This window comes from Burkholderia torrens, assembly GCF_984668525.1.
Map to the genome: position 1 here is coordinate 792,351 of NZ_OZ480213.1, position 24,515 is coordinate 816,865.

General features: G+C 69.9%; 30 protein-coding genes and 1 pseudogene. 8 read left to right on the forward strand and 23 right to left on the reverse strand.

From position 1 onward, the window contains the following. The first annotated feature begins 64 nt into the window (after window positions 1-64). Entirely contained in the window at window positions 65-1,315 is a 1,251-nt protein-coding gene (locus AC5LXX_RS33835; RefSeq protein WP_493413568.1) for a phosphatidylserine decarboxylase family protein, read from the forward strand. An 18-nt stretch (window positions 1,316-1,333) separates the two neighbouring features. Here the strand turns inward: AC5LXX_RS33835 and AC5LXX_RS33840 are convergent, their stop codons facing one another. The 4 genes and pseudogenes from AC5LXX_RS33840 to AC5LXX_RS33855 all read right to left on the reverse strand — a co-directional run bounded on the left by AC5LXX_RS33840 (window position 1,334) and on the right by AC5LXX_RS33855 (window position 3,297). Next, complete coding sequence (locus AC5LXX_RS33840; protein ID WP_493413569.1) at window positions 1,334-1,588, reverse strand: hypothetical protein; 255 nt, start codon at window positions 1,586-1,588, stop codon at window positions 1,334-1,336. Window positions 1,589-1,889: 301 nt separating this feature from the next. After that, window positions 1,890-2,171: pseudogene (locus tag AC5LXX_RS33845) on the reverse strand (DUF1488 family protein); the annotation flags it as partial. 4 nt (window positions 2,172-2,175) lie between these two features. Further along, the gene (locus tag AC5LXX_RS33850; RefSeq protein WP_124452507.1) at window positions 2,176-2,724 is read right to left on the reverse strand and encodes a type 1 glutamine amidotransferase domain-containing protein; all 549 of its coding nucleotides are present in this window, start codon (window positions 2,722-2,724) and stop codon (window positions 2,176-2,178) included. Between the two features lie 207 nt (window positions 2,725-2,931). Then, complete coding sequence (locus AC5LXX_RS33855; RefSeq protein WP_493413570.1) at window positions 2,932-3,297, reverse strand: hypothetical protein; 366 nt, start codon at window positions 3,295-3,297, stop codon at window positions 2,932-2,934. 324 nt (window positions 3,298-3,621) lie between these two features. Between AC5LXX_RS33855 and AC5LXX_RS33860 the strand changes: the two genes are divergently transcribed. Next, complete coding sequence (locus AC5LXX_RS33860; protein ID WP_124452774.1) at window positions 3,622-3,978, forward strand: DUF3175 domain-containing protein; 357 nt, start codon at window positions 3,622-3,624, stop codon at window positions 3,976-3,978. 42 nt (window positions 3,979-4,020) lie between these two features. Next, entirely contained in the window at window positions 4,021-5,340 is a 1,320-nt protein-coding gene (locus AC5LXX_RS33865) for a cation:proton antiporter domain-containing protein (RefSeq protein WP_493413571.1), read from the forward strand. A gap of 5 nt (window positions 5,341-5,345) precedes the next feature. Here AC5LXX_RS33865 and ligD read toward each other — a convergent pair whose 3' ends face one another. From ligD to AC5LXX_RS33925, 12 genes are all read right to left on the reverse strand, one after another. Continuing rightward, window positions 5,346-8,093 carry a DNA ligase D gene (ligD, locus tag AC5LXX_RS33870; RefSeq protein WP_493413572.1) on the reverse strand — a complete coding sequence of 916 codons (2,748 nt, stop codon included), beginning with the start codon at window positions 8,091-8,093 and terminating at the stop codon, window positions 5,346-5,348. A 24-nt stretch (window positions 8,094-8,117) separates the two neighbouring features. Further along, on the reverse strand, window positions 8,118-9,116 hold the full coding sequence (ku, locus tag AC5LXX_RS33875) for a non-homologous end joining protein Ku (protein ID WP_493413573.1): 999 nt from the start codon (window positions 9,114-9,116) through the stop codon (window positions 8,118-8,120). A gap of 46 nt (window positions 9,117-9,162) precedes the next feature. Then, window positions 9,163-9,666, reverse strand: a complete 504-nt coding sequence (locus AC5LXX_RS33880; protein WP_493413574.1) for a DUF421 domain-containing protein — start codon at window positions 9,664-9,666, stop codon at window positions 9,163-9,165. Window positions 9,667-9,678: 12 nt separating this feature from the next. After that, window positions 9,679-11,784 carry a catalase HPII gene (gene katE, locus AC5LXX_RS33885; protein ID WP_493413575.1) on the reverse strand — a complete coding sequence of 702 codons (2,106 nt, stop codon included), beginning with the start codon at window positions 11,782-11,784 and terminating at the stop codon, window positions 9,679-9,681. A gap of 129 nt (window positions 11,785-11,913) precedes the next feature. Further along, entirely contained in the window at window positions 11,914-12,300 is a 387-nt protein-coding gene (locus AC5LXX_RS33890; protein WP_493405670.1) for a DUF3022 domain-containing protein, read from the reverse strand. Continuing rightward, a complete protein-coding gene (locus tag AC5LXX_RS33895) occupies window positions 12,297-12,458 on the reverse strand; it encodes a DUF1328 family protein (RefSeq protein ID WP_006767422.1) in 162 nt (53 codons plus the stop codon). The genes AC5LXX_RS33890 and AC5LXX_RS33895 overlap by 4 nt, the downstream gene beginning before the upstream one ends. A gap of 46 nt (window positions 12,459-12,504) precedes the next feature. Further along, window positions 12,505-12,693, reverse strand: a complete 189-nt coding sequence (locus AC5LXX_RS33900) for a DUF3008 family protein (protein WP_493414334.1) — start codon at window positions 12,691-12,693, stop codon at window positions 12,505-12,507. 76 nt (window positions 12,694-12,769) lie between these two features. Further along, complete coding sequence (gene rpoN, locus AC5LXX_RS33905; RefSeq protein ID WP_493413576.1) at window positions 12,770-14,203, reverse strand: RNA polymerase factor sigma-54; 1,434 nt, start codon at window positions 14,201-14,203, stop codon at window positions 12,770-12,772. A gap of 232 nt (window positions 14,204-14,435) precedes the next feature. Continuing rightward, window positions 14,436-14,750, reverse strand: a complete 315-nt coding sequence (locus AC5LXX_RS33910) for a hypothetical protein (RefSeq protein ID WP_493413577.1) — start codon at window positions 14,748-14,750, stop codon at window positions 14,436-14,438. A gap of 25 nt (window positions 14,751-14,775) precedes the next feature. Beyond that, on the reverse strand, window positions 14,776-15,087 hold the full coding sequence (locus AC5LXX_RS33915; RefSeq protein WP_493413578.1) for a hypothetical protein: 312 nt from the start codon (window positions 15,085-15,087) through the stop codon (window positions 14,776-14,778). Next, window positions 15,084-15,362: a hypothetical protein gene (locus AC5LXX_RS33920; RefSeq protein WP_493413579.1), complete on the reverse strand. Its 279-nt coding sequence runs from the start codon at window positions 15,360-15,362 to the stop codon at window positions 15,084-15,086. Before AC5LXX_RS33920 ends, AC5LXX_RS33915 begins: the two co-directional genes overlap by 4 nt. A gap of 183 nt (window positions 15,363-15,545) precedes the next feature. Then, complete coding sequence (locus AC5LXX_RS33925; protein ID WP_124452481.1) at window positions 15,546-15,851, reverse strand: hypothetical protein; 306 nt, start codon at window positions 15,849-15,851, stop codon at window positions 15,546-15,548. A 161-nt stretch (window positions 15,852-16,012) separates the two neighbouring features. On the opposite strand from AC5LXX_RS33925, the gene AC5LXX_RS33930 reads away from it, so the two are divergent. From AC5LXX_RS33930 to AC5LXX_RS33940, 3 genes are all read left to right on the forward strand, one after another. Continuing rightward, complete coding sequence (locus AC5LXX_RS33930) at window positions 16,013-16,267, forward strand: hypothetical protein (protein WP_493413580.1); 255 nt, start codon at window positions 16,013-16,015, stop codon at window positions 16,265-16,267. An 81-nt stretch (window positions 16,268-16,348) separates the two neighbouring features. After that, complete coding sequence (locus AC5LXX_RS33935; RefSeq protein WP_124452477.1) at window positions 16,349-16,780, forward strand: CBS domain-containing protein; 432 nt, start codon at window positions 16,349-16,351, stop codon at window positions 16,778-16,780. 89 nt (window positions 16,781-16,869) lie between these two features. Continuing rightward, window positions 16,870-17,352, forward strand: a complete 483-nt coding sequence (locus AC5LXX_RS33940) for a PRC-barrel domain-containing protein (protein WP_021161233.1) — start codon at window positions 16,870-16,872, stop codon at window positions 17,350-17,352. Between the two features lie 91 nt (window positions 17,353-17,443). Here the strand turns inward: AC5LXX_RS33940 and AC5LXX_RS33945 are convergent, their stop codons facing one another. Then, window positions 17,444-17,932, reverse strand: coding sequence for a response regulator (locus AC5LXX_RS33945; protein ID WP_493413581.1), 489 nt, complete (start codon window positions 17,930-17,932; stop codon window positions 17,444-17,446). Between the two features lie 232 nt (window positions 17,933-18,164). Between AC5LXX_RS33945 and AC5LXX_RS33950 the strand changes: the two genes are divergently transcribed. Further along, window positions 18,165-18,830 (forward strand): UdgX family uracil-DNA binding protein, encoded by a 666-nt coding sequence (locus AC5LXX_RS33950; RefSeq protein ID WP_493413582.1) that lies wholly within the window; start codon window positions 18,165-18,167, stop codon window positions 18,828-18,830. Continuing rightward, the gene (locus AC5LXX_RS33955) at window positions 18,827-20,107 is read left to right on the forward strand and encodes an NRAMP family divalent metal transporter (RefSeq protein ID WP_493413583.1); all 1,281 of its coding nucleotides are present in this window, start codon (window positions 18,827-18,829) and stop codon (window positions 20,105-20,107) included. Before AC5LXX_RS33950 ends, AC5LXX_RS33955 begins: the two co-directional genes overlap by 4 nt. Window positions 20,108-20,213: 106 nt before the next feature. Here AC5LXX_RS33955 and AC5LXX_RS33960 read toward each other — a convergent pair whose 3' ends face one another. The 6 genes from AC5LXX_RS33960 to AC5LXX_RS33985 form a co-directional block, all read right to left on the reverse strand. Beyond that, a complete protein-coding gene (locus AC5LXX_RS33960) occupies window positions 20,214-20,822 on the reverse strand; it encodes a DUF892 family protein (RefSeq protein WP_493405682.1) in 609 nt (202 codons plus the stop codon). A gap of 58 nt (window positions 20,823-20,880) precedes the next feature. Beyond that, entirely contained in the window at window positions 20,881-21,486 is a 606-nt protein-coding gene (locus tag AC5LXX_RS33965; RefSeq protein ID WP_493413584.1) for a DUF4142 domain-containing protein, read from the reverse strand. Window positions 21,487-21,540: 54 nt separating this feature from the next. Further along, the gene (locus tag AC5LXX_RS33970) at window positions 21,541-22,398 is read right to left on the reverse strand and encodes an SDR family oxidoreductase (RefSeq protein WP_493413585.1); all 858 of its coding nucleotides are present in this window, start codon (window positions 22,396-22,398) and stop codon (window positions 21,541-21,543) included. Between the two features lie 126 nt (window positions 22,399-22,524). Continuing rightward, complete coding sequence (locus AC5LXX_RS33975; protein ID WP_124452463.1) at window positions 22,525-23,091, reverse strand: hypothetical protein; 567 nt, start codon at window positions 23,089-23,091, stop codon at window positions 22,525-22,527. 54 nt (window positions 23,092-23,145) lie between these two features. After that, the gene (locus AC5LXX_RS33980) at window positions 23,146-23,445 is read right to left on the reverse strand and encodes a DUF2795 domain-containing protein (protein WP_493413586.1); all 300 of its coding nucleotides are present in this window, start codon (window positions 23,443-23,445) and stop codon (window positions 23,146-23,148) included. A 27-nt stretch (window positions 23,446-23,472) separates the two neighbouring features. Further along, a complete protein-coding gene (locus AC5LXX_RS33985; protein WP_493413587.1) occupies window positions 23,473-24,501 on the reverse strand; it encodes an SDR family oxidoreductase in 1,029 nt (342 codons plus the stop codon). Window positions 24,502-24,515 lie beyond the last annotated feature (14 nt).

The following is a 24,515-nucleotide window of genomic DNA, read 5'->3' on the forward strand; positions in this document are numbered from 1 at the left end:
GTGCCGCAACCGGGCAAGTATCTTGCTGCGTCATGTCGTCCCGAATGGATGCCCGGAGGTGACGATGCCGACCGACCGCAACCCACCGCCCGCCACGCGCCGTCGGCTCGGCGAATGGATGGCGCGCGAAGAAGCCCACATGGTCGCGTTCCGCGAGAAAATCGCGACCGACGCCCGCGCGCATGCGGGCGACCGGCTGCGCACGCCGGCCGTGCAGGCACTCGCGCGGTTGTTCGACGACGACGCCGTGCTGCGCATGAGCCTGACCCGCGCGATCGACGAAGCAATCGAATCGGGACACCGGCTCGGCTACACGTCGATCGGCGAGTTGATGACCGTGATCGATCATCTGATGACCTACACACCGCCGTTCAGCGAGGAAAGCCTGATCGTGTGCCCGCTGAACGCGTTCTTCGACTGGCCGATGTGCATGCCGTCGGGCCATGCGGTGTTTCGCGACGCGGCCGTCAACGCACAATTGAAGCGCGTGCTGAACGTTTGGTGCGATTTCCTCGGCGGCCCGCATTCGCGCGCGCATCTCGACACGTCGGCGCCCGACGGCTGGTTCTGCGACGAAGCGCGCAAGCGCCTCGGGCTGTCGCAGTTCCGGTATCGCGACGACCAGCCGCACTGGGGCTTCGATTCGTGGAACGACTTCTTCACACGCCGCTTTCGTGACGGCGCGCGCCCGGTCGCGGCGCCCGACGATCCGCACGTGATCGTCAGCGCGTGCGAGGCCGCGCCCTATCACACCGAAACCAACGTGAAGCTGCGCGACACGTTCTGGATCAAGGCGCAGCCGTATTCGCTGCGCGACCTCTTCACGCCCGCACGGCTGTCGCTCGCCGAGCGCTTCGTCGGCGGCGACGTGTACCAGGCTTACCTGAGCGCATACAACTACCATCGCTGGCATGCGCCGGTGCGCGGCGTCGTCACGCATGCGTACCGCGTCGACGGCACCTACTACTCGGTCGCCGAAGCGGAAGGCCCGGACCCGGCCGGCCTGAACGATTCGCAGGGCTACACGACGGCCGTCGCCACGCGCGCGGTGGTCGCGATCGCCTGCGACGATCCCGGCATCGGCACCGTGGCGGCCGTGTTCGTCGGGATGGGCGACGTGTCGTCGTGCGTGGTCGAGGTCGTGCCGGGACAACGCGTCGACAAGGGCGACGAAATCGGCTACTTCCAGTTCGGCGGATCGACGTACTGCCTGCTGTTCGAGGCCGGCGTGATCGACCGCTTCCTGCATGCGCCGCCGTTCGACGGCCAGACACCCGTCGTCCAGGTCAACGCGTCCGTCGCGATCGCGCGGTAAGCGCCGCGCGACGGCGCGTCACGCATCGGTCACGTCGTTCAGGTCGTTCGCGTCGATCGCGTCGGGTTCGGGCGCGTCATGCCGCTGCACGCACCGCAGCACCGACAGCCCGCCGGCCGTCAGCACGGGCCGACGCTCGCCCGACGCGTCGTCGCGCTGCATCACGATCAGGTGTTGTTCGACGAGTGCGACGACGTCGTCGCGGTCGATCTGGATCTGCTCCGGTGCGTGATGCACCAGGAACAGCGCGGCAAATTCGTGGGCGGTCAGCATGCTCGTTTCCCCGTTGGCGGCTGCGTGCGACGCGACGAACGCGTCGCGTCGGCATGCGGCGCGAATCGTGCGCCGGCGACGGGTAATGCATGCAGGGACCATGCCGGCCGACACCGCGCGACCGGCCTCCGCTGGGTCGGCGCCCGGCGCGATGCGGCACCGCGCGCCGGGCGCGACGCGCTGCAAAGTTTTCAACGGCATGTAATGCCGGACGCGTCGCGGAGCAGCGTGCCGGGTAGCGCGGCCGGGTCAGGGCTTGCGCGGAAACAGGCCGGCGCGCGCACGGCCGGCCGGCCGGTGCGCGAAAATAGCCGCTGTGCAGCACCACGTCGCCGCCATTGCCGTTGGCCAGCACGTCCGCGCACGCGGCCTCGATGCGCGCGCGGCCACGTTCGAACGCGTCGCGCAGGTCGGCCTCCAGCGCGGATTGCGCGCCGAAATGATCTTCCAGCGATTCGACCGTGATCGCGCAGGTTTGCGGCGTGCCGTCGACCTCGACGACGAAGCGCAACTGCAGCGCCGCGCCGTCGAATACGGGCGGCGCGTCGGTCAGCGTCACGCGGCGTGGGGAATCGGCCGGCATGGGCTCAGGCGCCCCGCGCCGCGAGGCGGTCGACCAGCGCACCGTTGAACGCCGGCAGGTCGGCCGGCTTGCGGCTCGTGATCAGGTTGCCGTCGCGCACGACTTCCTCGTCGACCCACTTGCCGCCCGCGTGACGGATATCGTCCTGCAGGCTCGGCCAGCTCGTCATCGTGCGGCCCTCCACGAGCCCGGCCGACACGAGCAGCCAGCCGCCGTGGCAGATCGCCGCGATCGGCTTGCCGGCGCCGACGGCCGCCGTCACGAATTCGCGCGCGGCCGGCAGCATCCGGATCGCGTCGCCGTTCACGACGCCGCCGGGCAGCACGACCGCGTCGTAGTCGCCTTCGCGCGCATCGTCGAACGTGCGGTCGACCTTCACCCGGCTGCCCTTGTCGACGTGCCGGAAACCCTGGATCTCGCCGCGCTTCTGCGAAATCACGTCGACCTGCGCGCCTTCCGCCGCAAGCGCGCGCTGCGGTTCGACGAGTTCGGCTTCCTCGAAACCGTCGACCGCGAGGATCGCTACCTTGCAATGATCCAGCCTGCCGCTCATGAATGCCTCCTTCGGTGTGTCGGCACATGGCGTGCCATGGTGATTGCGCAGCAATCGGCGTGCCGGCACGGCCGCCCTATCGCGGCACCCCCGGCGGAACGACCCCGCGATCGCGCCCTTGCCGCACGGGCATACGCGTGCGGCGTCGTCGCGCTGCAAAGATTTCAACGGGCTGGTAACCGGACGCGGCCGGTCGGGCCGCCGTGATTACTGCAGGCGACGCGCCGCGTCCAGCATCGAATCGGTCAGCTCGATCGTCAGCGTCAGGTTCTCGTCGGTGTCGGGCAACTGGTCGAGCGTCTGCTGCACGGCCTCGTGCAGCATCGCATGCACGCGCATCCGCGCGCCGTCGTCGAGATCGGCGTAATGCTCCATCGTGTCGCAGTCGAGCGCGAGCACGACCGAATGCCGCGCAGCCTCGGGCGGTGCTTCGTTCGCGAGCGCCCACGCCGCATGAAACATGATCCGGCCCGATTCGACATCGACGTGGACCGTCGTATCGAGATCGTCCGCGTCGGCCGCATCGCCGTCGACCGCTTCGTTCTCCAGCAAGATCCGGGAATTCGATTGCATGATGTCCTCCTGCGTGGTGGCTGCGCGCTCGTCCAGGCAACCGCGCCGCCATCGCGCCGTGCCGGCCGCGCCGGCACGACACCGTCAATAACCGCTGGAACCCGCGCCGCCGGTCCCGCCGCGCGCGACACACTTCGATTCGGATACTGACTTCATGGCGTTTTCTCCCTGTTGATGATGCCCTGACGAACATTCCCGCTGAACATTCCTGCTCGCTCCTTTCAGCAAGGCCCATGCCGTCATCGGCCCCGTGCGCGGCGCGGCACGCGGTTTGCGTCACCAGTCTTCGTACATCCGTTTCGTGCCCCTCATGGAGCCCCTGCCATGCCTTCCGCTTCCGCCTCCCACGCGCACGGCAAGCGCCTCACGCGCCGCGCCGGCCGCGCCCGCAGCGCCGATCCGAACCATCGCAAGCGCTGGTCCGGCGAAGTCACGCAAAAAAGCGATGCGCTCGACATCGAGCCCGACATCTTCAAGTCCGACGATCCGGCGGCGATTGCCGCATCGCTGAAGCATTCGGCCGAACACAGCCGCCGCCGCAAGGCGTCGCCGTTCCAGTCGGCGATGTCGATGCTGAACTTCTACGTGAACCGCGCAGGCCGCAATCTGCCGAAAACGCGCCGCACGACGCTCGAACGCGCGAAGCGGAAACTGCGCGAGGCGTTCGGCCGCAAGCCCTGACGGCTTGCGCGTCCGCCCTGCCGACCCGCCGCGACCGCACGCATGCACGAGACGCTCTGGTACCTGATCATCGGCGCCGTCCTGCTGGGCATGGGCGTCGCGACGTCGGCGCTGCGCCACCTGCCATGCAGCACGGCGATGATCTATCTCGTGCTCGGCATCGCGCTCGGCCCGGCCGGCGCCGGCCTGCTGCAACTCGACCTCGAGCGCGACGCCCGGTTGCTGCGTGAAATCGTCGAAATCGCGCTGCTCGTCTCGCTGTTCGCGATCGGGCTGCGGCTGCGCGTGCCGCTGTCCGACAAACTGTGGCTCGTGCCATGCCGCCTCGGCCTGCTCGCGATGGTCGTCACCGTGCCGCTGCTCGCCGCCTGCGCGGTGCTCGCGCTCGGGCTCGGCTGGGGCCCCGCGTTGCTGCTCGCGGCGATCCTCGCGCCCACCGACCCCGTGCTCGCGCACGACGTACAGGTGCACGATCCGGGCGATCGCGACCTCGTGCGCTTCGCGCTGTCCGGCGAAGGCGGGATGAACGACGGCATCGCGCTGCCGTTCGCGCTCGCCGGGCTCGCGCTGTGCGGCGCGCATGACGTGACGCATGGCATTGCGCCGCTGTCCGGCACGTTCGCGCTCGTCGCGCTGTGGGGCATCGCGGGCGCGGCCGCGATCGGCGGCGGCCTCGGCTGGGTGACGACGAAGACGATCGGCTGGCTGCGCACGCGTCACGCGCAGGCGCTCGGCCTCGAAGGCTTCTTCGCGCTCGCACTGATCGTGCTGTCGTTCGGCGCCGCGCAGCTCGCGCACACGTTCGGCTTCATCGCGGCGTTCGCGGCCGGTGTCGCGATGCGCCGCGTCGAGCACCGGGCGAGCGGCGACCGCCCGCCGCGCGAAGTGATCGGCCAGATCGATTCGGAAGACGTCGTCGCCACCGAAAAGCATCCGGAGAAAGCACATGCGTTCATGGCCGAGTCGGTGCTTGGCTTCACGATCGAACTCGAACGGATCGCGGAAGCCGTCGTGATGACGATGATCGGCAGCGTGCTCGCGACGCTGCCCGGCCCATTGATCACGTGGGGCGCGGCCACGCTGGCGGCCGTGCTGTTCGTCGCCGTGCGCCCGCTCGCGGTGCTGCTCACGCTCACCGGTTCGCGCGCGACGCATGCGCAGCGGCGGCTGATGGCGTGGTTCGGCATCCGCGGCATCGGTTCGTTCTACTACCTGCTGTTCGCGCTCGAGCACGGGCCGTCCGATGCGGTGCGCCCGCTCGCGGCGCCGGTGCTGGCCGTCGTGTCCGCGTCGGTGGTCGCGCACGGGATCTCCGCGACGCCGCTGATGAACTGGTACTACCGGCTGCAGCATCGGCGCTGACGCGTTCATGTTTCCGCCCCGAGCCGCGCGCGCATCGCGGCGGTGATGCGCTGGCGCGTCTTCGCATAGTCTTCCCACGGATCGCGCTTCAGCGCATCGAGCCGCTCGTGCAGCGTATCGATCGTCCATTGCCCGCCGCCCGTCGTATCGGGCACCTCGTCCCAGTCAAGCGGCACGGACACACCCATGCCGGGCCGCGCGCGCACCGAGTACGCGGCGATCGTGCTCGCGCCGCGGCCGTTGCGCAGGTAATCGACGAAGATCTTGCCGCGCCGGTGACGCGGCCCCATCGTCGCGGTGAAGCGCTCGGGCAGCGTAGCGGCGACATGCTGCGCGACCGCGCGGGAAAAATCCTTCACGTCGTCCCAACCGGCATGCCGCGTGAGCGGCACGACGACGTGCAGCCCCTTGCCGCCGCTCGTCTTGCAGAACGATACGAGCCCCAGTTCGTCGAGCAACCCGCGCACGAGCTGCGCGGCGTCGATCATCGCGCGCCACGGCAGCGCCGGGTCGGGATCGAGGTCGAACACGATGCGGTCGGGCCGCTCGACGTTCGACGCGTGCGCATTCCACGTATGCAGCTCGACCGTGCCCATCTGCGCGGCGCCGAGCAGCGCGTCTACGCTGTCGATCGACAGCAGCGGCCCGTGGCCGGGGTCGAGCCCGTCGTGCTGCGTGACGAACGGGATCTCGCGTCGTTCCGCATGCTTCTGGAAGAACAGTTCGCCGGCAATCTCGCCCGTTGCGCGCACGAGCGACACGGGCCGGCCTTTCAGGTCGGGCAGCAGCCACGGCGCGACCCATTGCCAGTAATGCGCGAGGTCGATCTTGCGCGTGCCGCTTTGCGGGTCGATCACGCGATCGGGATGCGTGATGCGCACGCGGCCGACCTGATCGGCGCCCGATTCGCCGCGCGCGCGGCCGGCAGACGCAGGGGATCGTGCGCGCGACCGGCGGCCATGCGCGGCATCCGCATGCGGCTCGGGCGGGTGTCGGTCGTGCGCTGCTCGGGGTTCGTCCATCGTCGCCTCCGTTTCGGGTTGCCGCGGCATCTCGCGGACGATCTGCCGCGCCGGCTTGTCTTCGCGCAGCGCGACGAACGCCGCTTGCCGCACGATCCCGTCGCCCGTCCATTCCGCGAACTCGCATTCGGCGACGAGCGTCGGCTCGACCCAGTGCACGCGCGTGCGCGACCGTTCGCGCGGCGGCGGATCGAACGGCGTCGTGTCGCGTTCATGCTTGCGCAACGTGGCCGCGAGCCGGTCGAGAAGGCGCGTATCGAACCCGGTGCCGACGCGGCCGACGTAGCGCAGCGGCGGCGCGCCGTGCGATCGCCCGCCGCCCGCGGCGGGCTCGTGCACGCCGAGCAGCAGCGCGCCGAAGCCATGCCGGCTGCCCGACGGCTCGGTATAGCCGCCGATCACGAACTCCTGCCGCCGCCTGCATTTCAGCTTGATCCACGTAGGCGAACGGCCGCCGCGATAGCGCGAATCCGCGCGCTTGCCGATGAGCCCTTCGAGCCCTGTGTCGCACGCGCTCGCGATCAGCGACGCGATGTCGTCGCCGAGGTCGGGCGAGTAGCGCAGCCGCGCGGGGTCGCTGCGGGCGACCAGCGGTTCGAGCCGCGCGCGACGCGCGGCGAGCGGCACGTCGCGCAGGTCGTATCCGTCGAGGAACGGCAGGTCGAAGACAAACAGCGTCACGGCGTCCGAGCGCCCCGCGCCGAGCGCGTTCTGCAGCGCCTGGAAATCGGGCAGGCCGTCGGCGCCCAGCACGACGGCCTCGCCATCGAGCCACGCATTGTCGACGTCGAGTGCTGCAAGCGCGTCGCGCTGCGCGCGCAGTTTCGCGGTCCAGTCGCGGCCTTCGCGCGTCATCAGCGTGACGTGCCGCCGCGCACCGCGGCCCGCGATTCGCGCGAGGATCCGGTAGCCGTCGAATTTCACTTCGTAGCGCCAGTCGCCGTGCGCAGGCGGCTGATCGACCAGCGTCGCGAGTTGCGGCGCAACGCGCTCGGGCAACGCCGCGCGCACGGCGCCGTCCAGGCCGGACAGAGCGGCCGACGCATGTGCTGCCGCGTCGTCGTGACGCGCGGCGCGCGGGCCGGACGCCTTGCCGTCGCCGCGCGTCCTGCGCACAGCCGGCGTGAGTTCGTGATGGACGCTGCCCGGCCGCTGCGCGACGACGTCGAACGCCTCGGCGTCACGCGCGTCGTCGTCGCGTTCCTTGATCAGCAGCCATTGCTCCTGGCGGCCCTGCTGCCGCCCGCTGCGCACGAGCGCCCAGCCGCCGTGCAGCTTCGTGCCGTCGAGCCGGAACGTCAGCTTGCCCGCCCGATAGCCGTCGCGTGCCTGCGCGACGCCGCCGTCGGGCGTCCACGTGCCTTCGTCCCAGACGACGACCGAGCCCGCGCCGTAATGGCCGGCCGGAATCTCGCCTTCGAACGACGCGTATTCGAGCGGATGATCCTCGACGTGCACGGCCAGCCGCTTCACCGACGGGTCGACGCTCGGCCCCTTCGGCACGGCCCACGACTTCAGCGTGCCGTCGAGTTCGAGACGGAAGTCGTAATGGAGCCGCCGTGCGTGATGTTCCTGGATCACGAAGCGCAGCGGCCGGGCTGCGCGCGCGGACGGTTGAGGCTTCTGCGCATGCGCATCGGCATGCGCGCGCCGCCGCCCGTGCGCGCCCTCGGGTTCAGGGCTCTCGTCGAAGCGGCGCTTGCGGCGATACGGATCAAGCTTGCCGGCCATCGCGTCATCCTCCGTCGTGCGCCGTCATGCAGCATGCTTGCGGCGCGCGGCGGTCTTCTTCGCCGTGTGCGCGCCGGTCGCACCATGCTTCGCGGCCGTGCGTTTCGCGGGCGCCTTCGCCGCAGCTTTCGCCGGCGTTTTCGCCGCCGGCTTGCGCCGCGCGCCGGCGGCACGCGAAGACGCCGGCGCCCCGGCCTCCGCTTCGTCTCCCGCATCGGCCGCACCTGCCCCGCCGCCCTTCAGGCTGCGCTTGAGCAGCTCGGTCAGGTCGACGACGTTGGACGCCGCGCGCCCCGTCTGCGCCGGCCGGTCTTCGATTTCCTCGATCCGGCCCGCGCGCACCTTGCGCTCGACCAGCTCGAGGATATCGTCGCGAAACGTGTCGTGATACTCGTCGGGCGTCCAGGTGCCCGACATGTCGTCGATCAGCTTCTTCGCCATCGCGAGTTCGCGCGCGCTGACACCGGCGCGCTTCGCATCGATGGCCGGCACCGACAGCTCGTCGAGCGGGCGCAGTTCCTCCTGCCAGCGCAGCGTATCGAGCGCGAGCAGCGGCCCGACCGGAATCAGCGCACCGAGATGCTGCCGGTCGCGCATCACGACATGCGCGATGCCGATCTTGCCGCTGTCCTTCAGCGCGTCGCGCAACAGCGCATAGACCTTCTCGCCCTTGCGGTCCGGCACGAGGTAGTACGGCGTGTCGAGATACAGGAACGACACGGCGTCCTCGTCGACGAACGTGACGATGTCGACCGTCTGCGTCGATTCGGGGTTCGCCGCGCGGATCTCGTCGTCGGTCAGCACGACATAGCGTTCCTTCTCGTACTCGTAGCCGCGCACGATGTCCTCGCGCGTGACTTCCTTGCCGGTGCGCTTGTTGATCTGCCGGTAACCGACCGGATCCATCGAGCGCTTGTCGAGCAGCCGGAACGACGGCTTCACGGTACGCGTGGCCGGGAACAGCTGCACGGGCACGTGAACGAGCCCGAAGCTGATCGCGCCTTTCCAGATCATCCGTGCCATCGATGCCCTCCTTGTGGCGTGTGGCGCCTCCTTCATGCAGCGAACGTCAGGGCCTGCGGCAGCGGCTGCGCCGCACGATGCTGACGTGGCCGTTGCGCTCCAGGATCGCCGCGTCGACGTCGGCCAGGTCGGTCGCGCCGAGCGCCTGCCGCACGCTTTCGCGGATGTCGGTCGGCGTGAGCAGCGCGGCACGCATCTGCGCGTCGTCGAAGCGGCCGTGGTGATACACCTCGCGCTCGACGCCCACCAGCAGCCGCTCGAGCCGGCGCGAGCGCACGCAGGCCCAGCCGATCGCGCGATGCAGCAGCGCGATCGCGAACGACGCCGCGACGGTCGCCACGAACGGCGACGCGCCGACCACCGCGCGGCTCAGGATCGCGCCGAGCAGGATCCCGACCACGTAGTCGAACGGCGAACGCTGGCCGAACGCCCGCCGCCCGGCGATGCGGATCAGCACGAGCGCGATCATGGCCACGACGATCGCGCGCAGCACCATCTGCCCGGGACCGAGCATCCGGCCCTGTCCGAACAGCGCGACGACGGCGTCCATGATCGCTCGGCGCTAGGCCGGCAACTCGGTGGCCTGCGGCTCGCGCGCCCAGACGCGATGCTGGCCGAGGTCGTCCGACAACGTCTTCAGGATCGCGTCGAGATCGACGGCCTGCCCGACGCACACGCCTTCGGCCGGATCCGGCAGGTGCGCGGCGCTCAGCAATTGCCGCCCCGACCCGACGGCCGCGATCGGCTTAAGGTGCTTGAACGCCTCGCGCACGAAATGCCGTGCGTCGGCGCTGTGCGCGAGGTCGCGGCCATCGCCGTCGCCGCCGCAGACGAACACCGCGTCGAACATCACCGACGGCATGCCGGCCAGCGTCGCCTGCGGCACGATGCCGCCGATCGGCGCGAGCGTCGGCGCGACGATCGTCGGCACCGCGTGCGCGGCCTGCAGCGCGTCGCGCACCTGCTCGACGAGCGTCTGGCTCACGCCCGGCGTCGCGATCAGCGCGATCTTGCGCGAGCGGATGCCGGGCTTCGAACGGCCGATCAGGCTCAGCGCGGGCGAGCGCTGCGCGACGGCCGGCGTCGCGGCCGCCTGCGGCGCGGGCAGCCCGAGCCGTTCGGCGACCTGCGCGGCCAGCCCCGCGTCGAAGCGCGCGATCGTTTCGTTCACCACACGTTCGCGAATCTGCGGCTGCGTCACCTTGCCGAGTTCGAAGCAGTACGCGTCGCGGATATGCCGCTGCTCGATCTCGGTCATGCTCTGATAGAACAACGCGGCCTGCGAGAAATGGTCGGCGAACGATTCGCTGCGCACGCGCACCTTGTCGCCTTCGAGCGGCTCGTGCACGGTCTCGAAGCCGCCGCCGGACGGCGCGGGCGGCGTCTCGCGCGGCCAGCCGCCGCTCGTGGAATTCGGCTCGTACGACGCCTGCCCGACGTTGATCGTCTGCCGGTGCAGCGCGTCGCGCTGGTTGTTCGCGAACGGGCACACCGGCCGGTTGATCGGAATCTCGTGGAAGTTCGGGCCGCCCAGCCGGCTCAGTTGCGTATCGGTGTACGAGAACAGGCGCCCCTGCAACAGCGGATCGTTCGTGAAGTCGATGCCCGGCACCACGTGGCCCGGATGAAACGCGACCTGCTCGGTCTCCGCGAAGAAGTTGTCGGGATTGCGGTTCAGCGTCATCCGGCCGATCGGCCGCACCGGCACGCGTTCTTCCGGCACCAGCTTGGTCGGATCCAGCAGGTCGAAGCCGAAGGTGTCGGCATCGGCCGGGTCGATCATCTGCACGCCGAGCTCGAACTCCGGATAGTCGCCGCGCTCGATCGCCATCCACAGGTCGCGCCGGTTGAAATCCGGGTCATGGCCGGCGATCCGCTGCGCCTCGTCCCACAGCAGCGAATACGCACCGCTCACCGGGCGCCAGTGGAACTTCACGAAACGCACGTCGCCGGCCGCGTTCACGAAGCGGAACGTGTGCACGCCGAAGCCGTCCATCGCGCGAAAGCTCGCGGGCAGCGCGCGATCCGACATCAGCCACAGCACCATGTGCGCGGATTCCGGCACCAGCGACACGAAATCCCAGAACGTGTCGTGCGCGGATGCGCCGGTCGGCATCTCGTTCGGCGCCTCGGGCTTCACCGCACGCACGAAGTCGGGAAACTTGATCGCGTCCTGGATGAAGAACACCGGCATGTTGTTGCCGACGAGGTCGTAGTTGCCTTCCTCCGTGTAGAACTTCACCGCGAAGCCGCGCACGTCGCGCACGGTGTCGGCCGACCCGCGCGGCCCCTGCACCGTCGAGAAGCGCACGTACACCGGCGTTTCGGCGGCCGGGTCCTGCAGGAACGCGGCCTTCGTGTAGTCGGCCATCGGTTCGTAGACGCGGAACACGCCGTGCGCGGCCGAGCCGCGCGCGTGCACCACGCGCTCGGGAATGCGCTCGTGATCGAAGTGCGTGATCTTCTCGCGCATGATGAAGTCTTCGAGCAGCGACGGGCCGCGCGAGCCGCCGCGCAGCGTGTTCTGGTTGTCGGCGATCCGTACGCCCTGGTTGGTGCGCAACGCCTCGTGGTCGGGCCGCACACGGTTTTCGTCGAGCTGGCGCGACTTCGCGCTGTCGGGCGACGGCGCGGGCGAAGTCTTGCCGGCTGAGGGGGAATGGGTCATCGATAGGTCCTCGTGGCATTCGGGTAGGCAGCCGCCACGCGCACCTCGCACTGCGGCACGCGCGGGCGGACAGCAGGAAAGGCCGGCGCGGCGCGGGCCGCGACCGCGCCCGCGGGGCCGGCTACGGCGTCAGGGCGCGCGCAGCGCCGCGTCGAATTCGGCGCGCGTCACGTCGAGCGCCACGTTGCATTCGATCGCGGCATCCTCGACGCGCGGCTTGTGCTCGTCCACCGCGCGCCGCGCGCGGTCGCACAGCTGCGTGCGCACGCGCAGCCGGTCGGCCGCGTCGAGCGATGCGTAGCGCGTGATCACGTCCGGATCGAACCGCAGGTCGACGGTGCAGCGCCAGTCGCGCGCCGTGGCCTCGGCCGGCACGCGCACCCACGACACCTGGATCGTCAGCCGGCCGGAGGCGTCGTCCGCATGCACGACGACGGTCGACTGCGACGGAAAGCCGATCGCGAGCGCATGTTCGAGTTCGGCCACGCGCTGCGACCGGTCGGGTGCGTCGCTCATCGTCGTACGACGCCCAGCAGCAGCGTGACCAGGAAGATCACGACGAAGATGTAGAACAGGATCTTCGCGATCTCGGCCGCGCCGGCCGCGATGCCGCCGAAGCCGAACACGGCGGCAATGATCGCGATGATGAAGAAGATGATGGCGTATCGAAGCATGGAACCCTCCTGGATGACAGCGGTCGTCACCAAACGTCGTCGTCGGTCACGCATCGTGCTTGTGTTTCGGTTTGCCGCGCGCGGGCGTGGAAGCCATTCTCTCGAGCTCTTTCTCGCTCATCGATTTGGCCATCGACTTCGCCGGCGGCTTGAGGTCCTTCATTTTCGTGTCGCCGCGCTTGGCCGACAGCGCGGCGCCTGCGGCACGTTGCTGGGCCTGGGATTTTGCTGGCATGGTTGCGCTCCTGTCGTGAATGCGCGGGCCGATCCGACGGGCGGCCTCGCGCGCGGTTGATTCGCCAGGCAAGCCGTCACGCGGCATCGCGGCGCCGCAGGTCGGCCGGCGGAATCTTCATCGCCTGGCGATACTTCGTCACCGTGCGACGCGCAAGAAGGATGCCGCGCCCCGCGAGGTTCTCCGCGAGCGCGACATCGGACAGCGGTTCGGTATGCCGCTCGGCCGCGATCATGTCGCGGATCAGCACCTTCGCGGCCGATGCCGAGCACACGCCCTTGCCGGCCGCCTCGAGCTTGCGCGGGAAGAAATGCTTGAACTCGAACGTGCCGTGCGGCGTGGCCATGTACTTGTTGCCCGTCGCCCGCGACACCGTCGATTCGTGCAGGTCGAGCTCTTCCGCGATGTCGCGCAGGACGAGCGGCTTCATCGCGATCTCGCCGTAGCGGAAGAAGTCGCGTTGCCGCGCGACGATGCATTCGCCCACGCGCTGGATCGTGTCGAAGCGCTTCTGCACGTTGCGGATCAACCAGCGCGCTTCCTGCAGCTGCTGGCCGAGCGGCGAATCGCGCTCGCCGCTCGACTGCGCGAACAGCGTCGCGTAGCGCTCGTGCAGGCGCGCGCGCGGCAGCACGGCCGGGTTGATCGTCACGATCCATTCGTCGCGTACCTGGCGCACGATCACGTCGGGCACCACATAGTCGCCGCGTGTGCTGCCGTAGTGATTGCCGGGCCGCGGGTCGAGCCCGCGCACCAGCGCGCAGGCCGCGTGCAGCGTCTGCGGGTTGCAGCCGAGGCGCCGCTGGATCTCGGCCGTCTCGCGGCGCGCGAGCCGTTCGAGATGCTCGCGCGCGATCGCTTTCGCTTCCGCCAGCGCCGGCGTACCGGCCGGAATCGCATCGAGCTGCAACGTCAGGCATTCGGACAGCGAACGCGCGGCCATGCCCGGCCGGTCGAGCATCTGCACGAGCCGCAGCGCGATCGCGAGATCCTGTTCCGACAGCAGCAGCGCCGGATCGGCCGCGATCAGCAGCTCGGGCAGTTCCTGGCGCAGGTAGCCGTCGTCGTCGAGCGCGTCGATCACGATGCGCGCGGCTTCGCGGTCGCGCCGGTTCAACGGATACAGCCGGAGCGCATCGTGCAGCTGCTGATGCAGCGACGGCTCCGCGGCGATCCATTCGCCGGGCGACAGGCCGTCGGCATCGTCGCCCTGGCGGTTCGTGCCGCGCGGCGCGGGTGCGGCCGTAAACGGCACTTCGCCGTCCGGCGGGCGGACTTCCTCGGGTTCGGGCGTCGCTTCGGGCGCGGCCGTTTCGACCGGCTGCTCCGGCGTGCCGGGAGCAGGTTCCTCGTCGCCCTGGCCGTCTTCGAGAAACGGATTCATGTCGAGCGCCTGCCGCAATTCCTGTTGAAATTCGAGCGAGGACAACTGCAGCAGCCGCAGCGACTGCTGAAGCCTCGGCGTAAGTGCCAGATGCTGTCGCATCTGCAGAGCAAGCGAGACGGACATCGAAAGCCTCCTGACGGTACGGTTCGCGGTAGGTCGTTGACAGGATTTACGCAGCTTTCGTGCCAGTCCGGCGACACGCGTCGCACGGCGGCTCTCGTGGATTCGCACCCCGTTTCGCCGTGGGTCGGGGCCGCTTTTTTACAAGCCGGGAGCACTTTGGGGAACGCATTTCGCTCGTCGGGCAAGCGCGCGGCGTCGCGGCATGCCGTGCGTCGCGCGCGGCGGGTCGGGTTCAGTACTGCATCGGCGGCGGCGTGCCCGGCAGAGGCGGGTCGCCCTGTACGCCGTTCGGGCCCGGCGGCGGGACGTCGGCCGGTTCGCCGCCGGCCGCGCCTTGCGGCATCGTGTTGCCTGGCGACGGGCGCGCGTCGTAGCGCGTATTCGCATCCGGCATCGTCGTGGTCGACTGGGCGCCACGGCCGTCCGGCGGCGCAGGCGGCGCCGCATGCGCGCCGTAGCTGCCGTTCGTCGGTTGCGTGCAGGCGCCCAGCGCGCACGCGGCAGCGAACGCACACGCGCCCGCGCGTATCGTCTGGATCGTGTTCATCGAAATCCTCCCTCGGATCGACGGCTCAGAGCCGGTTGAAATGGAAATCGCCCGCGTAGGCGGTCGGCGTACGGCGCGCCATCATCACGTCGAATTCGGCCGCGACGCGCGTGAGCGTGCCGCGCTGCCGTTCGATGGCGGCCTGCTCGAGCGCGGCGAATGCAGCCGCGTCGAACGTCACGGTGAGCGACGCCGGATGGCCGTCGACCCGAAAACCGATATGCAACGCGCCGGCCGGCTGTTCCTCGACATGGAACGGCATCGCGCGTGCCTCGAAATGGCGGCCGAGCGTCTCGGCGATATCCCGCAGCAGGCCGGGTTTCACACGGATGCTCATCGCAGCGCCTCCGTTCGGGTTCGCCGCCCCATGCCCGCCGGCGGCGCACGCATGGGCGGCGCATGCACGGGCGGCGCATGCACGGGCGGCTCGCGCGACGGCGGTTCGCGTTCCGGCGGCGCGGTCCCGGGCGGGTCGCCTTCAGGCTGGCGGTACGGCTCCGGCAGGTCGGGCGGCACGTCGTCGGGATCGGGTGGCCCGCGGTCCGGCTCGATGTCGGGAATCGGCGGCTCCGGCCGCTGCAGCCGCTGTGCGGGATCGTGTTTCATCGGCATTCCATGATGGCGGGTTCGGATCGATAGCGTGTGCCACGGTCGCATTCGGATACAGCGGTCGCGCAATGCGCATGCCGTCCCGGCGCGCCACCCGCATACGGGCGGCGGTGCGCATCCGCGCGGCCCCGCGCGATACGCCGTGCCTTCGCTACACCGTTCGCTGCAAATCTTGCAAGCGCGCCGCTACGCGTCATAGGCGGCCATCACGAGCCACAGCTCGCGGCCGTCGTCCCTCACGCAGGCCGCGAGCGCATACGGGTCCGACGGCTCGCACGCGCGCTGCAGCGCGAAGCGCGCGGGCTCGGTCGAACCGAACGTCTCGTCGCCGAGCGGCCGCACGTCGGCCTTGCCTTCGAACATCCGGCGCTCGGGCCGGTAGATCAGCGGTTCATGCTTCCATTCGGTGAAATGGCTCTTCACCGAATCGAATCCGCCGCCGCATACGTTGACCTCGTAGCGCACCCCTGGTCGTCGTTTCGGAATCGTCATTCGTGCCTCCGGCTTGAAGTGCGCATGGCTGGCACCGGGCGGTGCCGCGCGTCGTCGTGATCGTCGTCGCCGTCGATACGGCAAGTCGTGTGCCGCGTGCGCGAACCGGGCACGACCGTTGCGGCACTCGTGGCTCATCGTCACCGATACGGAGCCTCGCGATGAAGGATTCGACCCGGCCCGGCCACGACAAGCCGGCGCACGAGCGGCACAGCGACACGTCGCCGCCGCTGAAGCACCAGGACCGCACGCGCACGCGCCATTCGGAACGCCATATCGACAAGCAGCTCGAGGACACGTTTCCGGCGAGCGACCCGCCGGCGACCGGCGGCGTCACGCGCATCGAACCGGATACGCCGCCCGGCACGCACGACGACGGGCCGTGGCAGGACAAGCGCGAGCGCGGCGACGCGTGACCGGCCGCGCGCATGGCGGACGGCACGCGGCTTGCTGAATCCCGCCGACGAATCGCCCTACCCACCCGCAAGGAGGACTTCATGCATCGCGTCAACGAAATCATGTCGCAGGACGTCGTGCGCATCGCGCCGACCGACTCGATCCGGCACGCCGCGCAACTGATGGAGCGTTACGACATCGGCGCGCTGCCCGTGTGCGACAACAACCGGCTGATCGGGATGGTGACGGACCGCGATCTCGCGGTGCGCGCGATCTCGGCCGGCAAGCCGCCGGAGACGCGGATCCACGAAGTCGCGTCGGGCCCGATCGAATGGTGCTTCGACGACGATTCGCTGGACGAGATCCAGCACTACATGGCCGACGCGCAACTACGCCGGCTGCCGGTCGTCGATCACGACAAGCGCCTGGTCGGCATGCTGTCGCTCGCGGACATCGCGACGCGCACGGCCAGCCCCGACCGCGACGACGTCGCGAACACGCTCGAAGGCGTGTCGCAACCGAAGCAGACGTGACGGCGCGACCCTCGCCCGTCCCGACAACCCGCGCGACCCGCAGGGCCCATACCGGGCACGGTCGCGCCCCATGCAGCCTGGAGGAAACCATGCAGACTTCCGATCAAGGTCAGACCCGCATCATCGGCAAGGGCGCCGCGACCGCGGCCGGCCCCGGCCCCGACGTGATGGCGGCCGATACGCTGGAAGGCGACAAGGTCTATACGACCGACGGCGACGATGTCGGCAAGATCAAGGACATCATGCTCGACGTGCGTTCAGGCCGGATCGCCTATGCGGTGCTGTCGAGCGGCGGCATCCTCGGCATCGGCGACAAGCTGCACGCGATTCCGTGGAGCGCGCTCACGCTCGACACCGAACGCAAATGCTTCCTGCTGTCGGTATCGTCCGAGCGAATCCGCAACGCGCCGGGATTCGACAAGGATCACTGGCCGGCGATGGCCGACCCGCAATGGGCCGAGCCGCTGCACGAGTTCTACGGCAGCGCGCCGTACTGGAGCGCCGGCGACGAGCTCGGGCTGACCGACCCGACCGAGGAACTGAACGATCCGCGCGCGCGCGATCGTCACTGACCGCACGCCGATGCGGCGCCGGCACGCCGGCGCGTCCGCGCGTTCCACACGCCCCGCCCACGCGGGGCGTTTTTCTTCGCATGCCGACACGTCACGCGTTTTTACAAGGTCGTGTAACGACACCGTCGACCTGCCCTTCACCGCCGCTCGCCGATTCCAGATAGCCCAGCAGCCGGTGCGGCGTCAGCGGTTTCGCGCAGTGCGCGTCGAAGCCCGCTGCCTTCGCCTGTTCGCAGTCGCGCCGCGACGCGAACCCGCTGCACGCGACGAGCAGCATGTCGGCCGTTCGCGGATCGCCGCGCAGCCGTGTCGCGAGCTGCAGCCCGTCGAGGCCCGGCATCGCGATGTCGAGCACGACCGCGAACGGCTGCCAGTCGCGCGCGACGTCGCACACGGCGAACGTATCGTCGGCGACGCGGCATTCGAAGCCGCGCGCCTCGAGCAGCAGGCGCAGCGCGTCGGCCGCGTCGCGATAGTCGTCGACGACCAGGACGCGACGCGGGCGGCGCGGCACGGTGCCGGGCGCGCGCCACAGCAGCACATCGTCGGCGGCCGGATCGTCGCCGGGGTCGAATTGCATCGCGGTTCTCCGTGGTTGGACCGGACGGCCACGCAAGCCGCGCACCCGTCGCGACTGCATGCGGCATGCCGATTGCTGCGTCTCCCGGATCGTCGATACGGGAGTTCTTCATGCGCGCGATGCGGCTTCATCCGTCCGGTTTGCGTTCCTCCGCGCGTGCGGCAGCCCGCACGCCGGACCGTTCCGCGTGCAGGCGGCGCGCCCCGGCTGCGGTCCGTGCACGGGGCGTCGCATGACCCGCAAGCCCCCGGCACGGCCGGCCCCGTCCCCCAACGCCGACGACGCGCCGCCCACGCTCGACGCGTGCCGCCGCTGCACGCTGTGGGAACACGCGACGCAGCCCGTGCCCGGCACGGGGCCCGTCGACGCGCCGATCATGCTGGTGGGCGAGCAGCCGGGCGACCAGGAAGACCGCGCCGGCTTGCCGTTCGTCGGCGCGGCCGGCCGCCTGCTCGATCGCGCGCTCGACGAAGCCGGCATCGAACGCACGCACGTGTACGTGACGAACGCGGTCAAGCACTTCAAGTGGGAGCCGCGCGGCAAGCGGCGCCTGCACAAGACGCCCGCCCAGCGTGAAGTGGCCGCGTGCCGCTACTGGCTCGAACGCGAACTCGATGCGGTGCATCCGCGCGTGGTCGTCGCGCTCGGCGCCACCGCGCTGCGCGCCGTGCTGCAGGACAACGACGCGACGCTCGAGCGCACGCGCGCGCCGGTGCGCACCGGCGATGGCCGGCTCGTCGTCGCGGCCTACCATCCGTCGTACGTGCTGCGCACGCGCGGCGCCGATTCGCGCGAGCACGCGTACCGGGCGCTCGTCGACGCGCTGCGCACCGCGTCGGACCTCGCACGCGACCGGCACCGCGAGAGCGGCCGTCACGCCCGCGGCGACGCCGGATGAGCACGCCGGACGAAGGCGTGCAGCCGGCGGCCGACGCCGCGCAACCGTGGTACCGGCGGCTCGGCCCCGGCCTGCTCGCGGGCGCATCCGATGCCGACCCGAGCAACGTGGCCGTCTACGCGCAGGCCGGCAGCCAGTTCGGCTTCAACATGCTGTGGATGATCGTCGTCACGCTGCCGATGATGGTCGCCGTGCAGCTCACGTCGGCCTTCGTCGGGCGCCGCAACCGCGAAGGGCTCGTCGCCGCCATTCGCGAGCATTTCTCCGACCGTCTCGCCAAGGTGCTGATCGTGATGGTCGCGATCGTCAATATCGCGAATGTCGGCGCCGATCTCGCGGCAATGGGCGATGCAACGACGCTCGTCGCCGGCGGCCGCAGCTACTGGTATGCGCCGCTTTACGGCATCGCATCGCTCGCGCTGCAGGTGACGCTGTCGTACGAGCGCTACGCGCGCTGGCTGAAGTGGATGACGCTCGGCCTGCTCGCGTACGTGCTCGAACTCGGCTTCGTGCAGGTCGACTGGCGCGGCGTGCTGCATGCGCTCGTGCTGCCGCGGGTCGCGTTCACGCATGCGTACGCAACCACCGCCGTCGCCGTGCTCGGTACGACGCTGAGCCCCTACCTGTTCGTCTGGCAGGCCGCGCTCGAAGTCGAGGAAACCGCATCCGAGCAGCGCGAAGGGGCGGCCGGCACGCGCGCCGCGACCGAACGGCGCGTCACGTTCGACACGTGGACCGGCATGATCGTGACCAACGCGGTGTCGTTCTGCATCATGGTGATCGGTGCGGCCGTGTTCTTCGCGCACGGCAAGCACGATATCGGCAGCACCGCGCAGGCTGCCGAAGCGTTGCGGCCGATCGCCGGAGAAGCCGCGTTCGTCGTGTTCGCGTTCGGCATCGTGGGCTGCGGCCTGCTCGCGATTCCGGCGTTCGCGGGCAGCGCCGCGTACGGTTGCGCGGAAGCCTGGCGGTTCCGCGAGGGGCTGAACGAACCCGTGCGGCGCGCGCCCGCGTTCTACGCGGTGCTGGCGCTGTGCGTGATCGTCGGCATCGCGATCTGCATCAGCCCGATCGATCCGATCAAGGCGTTGTACTGGAGCGCCGTGCTCAACGGCGTCGCGGCAGTGCCGATGCTCGTGCTCGTGATGCTGCTGGCGCGGCGGCGCGAAGCGGCCGGGCAGCCCGGCAGCGGACCGGCAGCGAAACTGTTCGGCTGGCTCGCGGTCGCCCTGATGGGCGCATCGGTGGTCGCGATGATCGTCGACCTGCTGACCTGACCTAACCTGACCGCAATGGGACGGTTGCGCCGGCAACCGGTTAGGCACGGCGCGAACAACCGGGCGGCCGCCCATGCGGCACCGCCCGGTTGCCGGCCCGCGGCCGTCACATCATCTTGCCGCGCGAGCGTTCGGCGCGCGCTGCCTCGGCCGCCGATTCGACCTTCTTCACCTCTTCCGGCGGCGGCAGCACGGCCTTGAAGCCCATCGACTCGATCCACAGCTCGCGCGCCCAGCCGCGCGTGTGATACAGGTGGTGATCCTCGTCGGCCTCGACCTCGTCATGCGCATCCTTCAGCGTCTTCGCCGCGTCGCCCGACAGCTGGTCGGCCGCGTAGCCGATCAGCTCCCAGTTCAGGTGATCCTTGGTCTCGGCGAGCACCACGCACTCCGCCGCGACGACCTGCGCGACGGCCGGGTCGGCCTGCTTCTGCGCCTGCTCGATCACGTGGACGAGCGACTTGCCGGTAGCCGCGACCGCGCTGCGCCCGGGCGACTGCGCGTCCGGGTCCATGCCGAACGTCTCGAACACCTTGCGCAGCACCTCCTGGTGATGCAGCGTCTCTCGGTGATATTTCTCCCATTCCTTGTGCAGATCCTCGTCGGTCGCGCACTGCAGCGCGGCCTCGTATATCTTCGCGCCGCCAAGCTCGGTTTCGTATGCCTGGCAGAGCAATTCGCGGATGCCTTCGTGTTTCGGTTGCCGATGGGCCATGACTGACTCTCCGAAAAAACGGGCCGCGCACGCGGCCCAGGGGTTGGACGGGCGCGCGTTACTGCGCGCCCACCTTGCGTTCGAGCGCCTGCGCCATGCTCAGGTGATGCCGGAGCGTCGGCAGCGTCGCGCTCGCGAACTCGCGCAGCTGCGGATCCTGGCCGTCGCGCGCCTCGCCTTCGAACAGCACGACGGCCTTGTGGTGCGCGTCGGGGCCGACCGCCGCCACGTACGCGGCGTCGAAGTCGCTACCGCTCTTGCCGCGCAGCGCCTCGACGTCGGGGTCCGCGATCTGTTCGACCTGCGGCTTCATGCCCTTGCGGGCGGCAATCTCGGTGAGCCGTGCGTTCGCCTTGCCGTGATCGCTCACCATCCGCTGCGCGAATGCGCGCACGTCCGGCGACCGCGCCTGCTTCAGCGCGAGCTGGCTGGCCTGCAGCTCGGCCTTGCCGGCGATCGCGGCCTTGTCGACGAATTCCGCATCGCCGCCTTGCGGCGCCTTCGCGATGCGTGCGTCGCCCGCGCCCGACGACGGATTGATCACGCCGCCCGGCACATGCGAATTCGATGCGGGCGGCTCGCTCGGCATCTGCGCGCCGGCGAGCCCCGACACGGCGAGCGCGCCTGCGGCGAGCACCGCGATCGTCCAGTTGGGATGTTTCATCTGCGTTCTCCTTGCACTTGCGTGGAAGCGGCCGCCGGCGGAGGTCGACGCTCGTCAGCCGCCGACGATCGAGCCGCCGTTCGGGTGCAGCGTCTGCCCCGTCATGTAGCTCGCGCCGTCCGACGCGAGCAGCACGTAACAGTCGATCAGCTCGTCCGGCTGCCCCGGCCGCCCGAGCGGCACGTTCGAGCCGAACTTCGCGACCTGTTCGGCCGCGAACGTCGACGGGATCAGCGGCGTCCAGATCGGCCCCGGCGCGACCGCGTTCACGCGGATGTCGCGTTCGGCCAGCTCGATCGACAGCGATCGCGTGAACGCGACGATCGCGCCCTTGGTCGCCGAGTAGTCGGGCAGTTTGGGGCTGCCGTGGTAGGCCGTCACCGACGCCGTGTTGACGATGCGTCCGCCCTGTTTCATGTGCGGCAGCGCGGCCTGCGTGCAGAAGAACATCCCGTACACGTTCGTGCGGAACGTGCGGTCGAGCTGTTCCTCGGTCACGTCCTCGATGCCCGGTTGCGGATGCTGCTCCCCCGCATTGTTCACGAGCACGTCGAGCCGGCCGAGCCGCTCGACCGTGCGCGCCACCGCGTCGCGCGCCTGACGGCGATCGCCGACGTCGCACGCGATCGCCTCGCAGCGCCGGCCGGCCTGTTCGATCAGCTTCTTCGTGTGCGCGGCATCGTCGGACTCCTTCAGATAGACGATCGCGACGTCCGCGCCTTCCTTCGCGAAACCGATCGCCACCGCGCGACCGATCCCGCTGTCGCCGCCCGTCACGAGCGCGACCTTGCCGGCCAGCTTGCCGCTGCCCGTGTAATCGGCTGCGTCGTCGCGCGGCTTCGGGACCATGTCGCCCTCGGTGCCCGGCTGGTGCGTCTGTTTCTGGGGCGGCAGCGTTTGTGCGGTGGTCATGGGTTCCTCCTTGAACGGGTGCCGGTCATGCCGCGCAAGCCGCATGCCGCGCCCGATGCGCCGGCTTGTAAGGCGCGGCCGTGTTCTAGCGGTCGACGTTGCAAGCGCATGCAATAAAGTGCATCGTCAGCGCGAACCGCCCGACGTGGCCTGGTCCGGACGGCGCACCGGGTCGAAGTCGCGCCATTCGCCGTCACGCCAGTCGCCCTCGACGCGCTCGATCGACTGCGCGCCGTTCGCGTGCAGCACGTCTTCCGCGGCGGTCGCGGTGTCGGGCGTCACGCGCGCGGCGAGGATCACGCCCGTGTCGCTCTGCGCGAGCGCGCCCTTGCCCTCGGCCGCCTCGCCGCGCATCCGGCCGAGCGCGCCGCCGAAGGCGCCGAGATACGCGCCGGCCAGCGCACCCGCGGCGGGCACGAACCAGTAGCGCACGCCCACCGCGTAGACGATCAACCCGACGACGACGCCGATCAGCAGCCCGCGGACCGCCCCCGCCATCGCGCCGCGGCCGCCCGGCTTCGCCGCCGTATCGGCGTACACGTCCCCGCCGATCGGAAAGCGCGCGTGCTGGCCGCCCGGATTCAGGAAGAAGATCGACACGTCGTCCGTGCCGAACGCGCGCTCGTAAAGGTGGCGCGCCGCACCTTCCGCCTCGTCGAACGTCGTGAAGCGGCCTGCGACGATCATCGCCATGCTGGTCCTCCGCGTGACCGGTGGTGCGCCGCACAGGGCGCGACGGGACGGCCCTTACATCAGCCGTCCGAGCTCCTTCGATACCGACGCCGGCGTGCCGTACTCGCGATCGGGAATCCGGCGCAGCATGTCGAGAATGTCGCGGTCCGCATGCGAACGCTCCGCACACTGGACGACCTCCGACTTGCTCGCCGGATAGTCCATGCCCTTCAGCGCCTTCTGCACGTCGACCGGGCTCGGCGCCTTGCCGTGCCCCGTCTGGTGGCCGCCCTTGTCGTGGTCCTGCTGCTCGCGCTCGCCTTCGTGCGCGCGTGCGTGGCTGTACTCGTGGCCCGTATGTTGTCGGGATGTCATGAAAGCCTCCTTGGAAATTGAACGAAATCACGCGGACGGGCGGCGCGCGCGGGCGAACGCGGCGAACAGGAGCGCCGCCGCGCCCAGCGCGACCGCACCGGCAACCTTCGGCCGCTGCACCACCGTGTTGTAGGCACAGCTGCGCAGCACCGGGCCGTCCATCCCCTCGCGCTCGTGCAGCGCATGGCGCGAGTCGTACAGTGCGTTGTCGTCGCGCGGCCGCGCGGGCCGCACCGTGCGCTGGCCGCGCGAGAACAGCGTGGCCGCGACGCGATCGAACAGGCGCGGCGCGTGGTACGCGCTCGCCGACGTGAATTTGGCGGCGCCGCCGACGAACAGCGTGCGGCGGGCGTGCGCGGCCGCGAACAGGATCGCGTCGGCGACGAGATCGGGGTCGTAGATCGGCGGCGGCAGCTTCGCCTCGACGTTCATGTAGTTCTTCGCGTGCATCACGAACATCGTGTCGATCGCGGCCGGCTTGATCAGCGTGACCGAGACCGGCAGGTGATCCGCTTCCATCTCGAGCCGCAGCGAATCCGTGAAGCCCTTCACCGCGTGTTTCGAAGCGACATACGCGCTTTGCAGCGGCACCGGCGCGTCGGACGCCTCGCTGCCCATGTTGATGATCGCGCCGCCGTGGAAATCGCTCTTGCGCCGGAAATGATCGGCCGCGACGAGCGAGCCGTGCACGACGCCCCAATAGTTGGTGTCGAACAGACGGCGCTGATCCTCGAGCGGCACCGAGGCCGCCGTGCCGAAGATCGACACGCCCGCGTTGTTGACCCACGTATCGAAGCCGCCGTACGTGTCGGCCGCCTGCGCGGCCGCGCGCTGCAGGTCCTCGACATTGCCGACGTCGCCGGCGACCGGCACCGCCAGGCCGCCGTGCTGGCGGATTTCCTCGCACAGCGTGTTCAGCGCGTCCGCGTTGCGCGCGAACAGCACGAGCTTCGCGCCGCGCCGTGCCGCCTTCCGGGCGGTGACGAGGCCGATGCCGCTTGTCGCGCCGGTGATCACGATCGTCTGCTCGCCGACCGGTTTGAGCATGCAGTTCATCACTGGACTCCTTT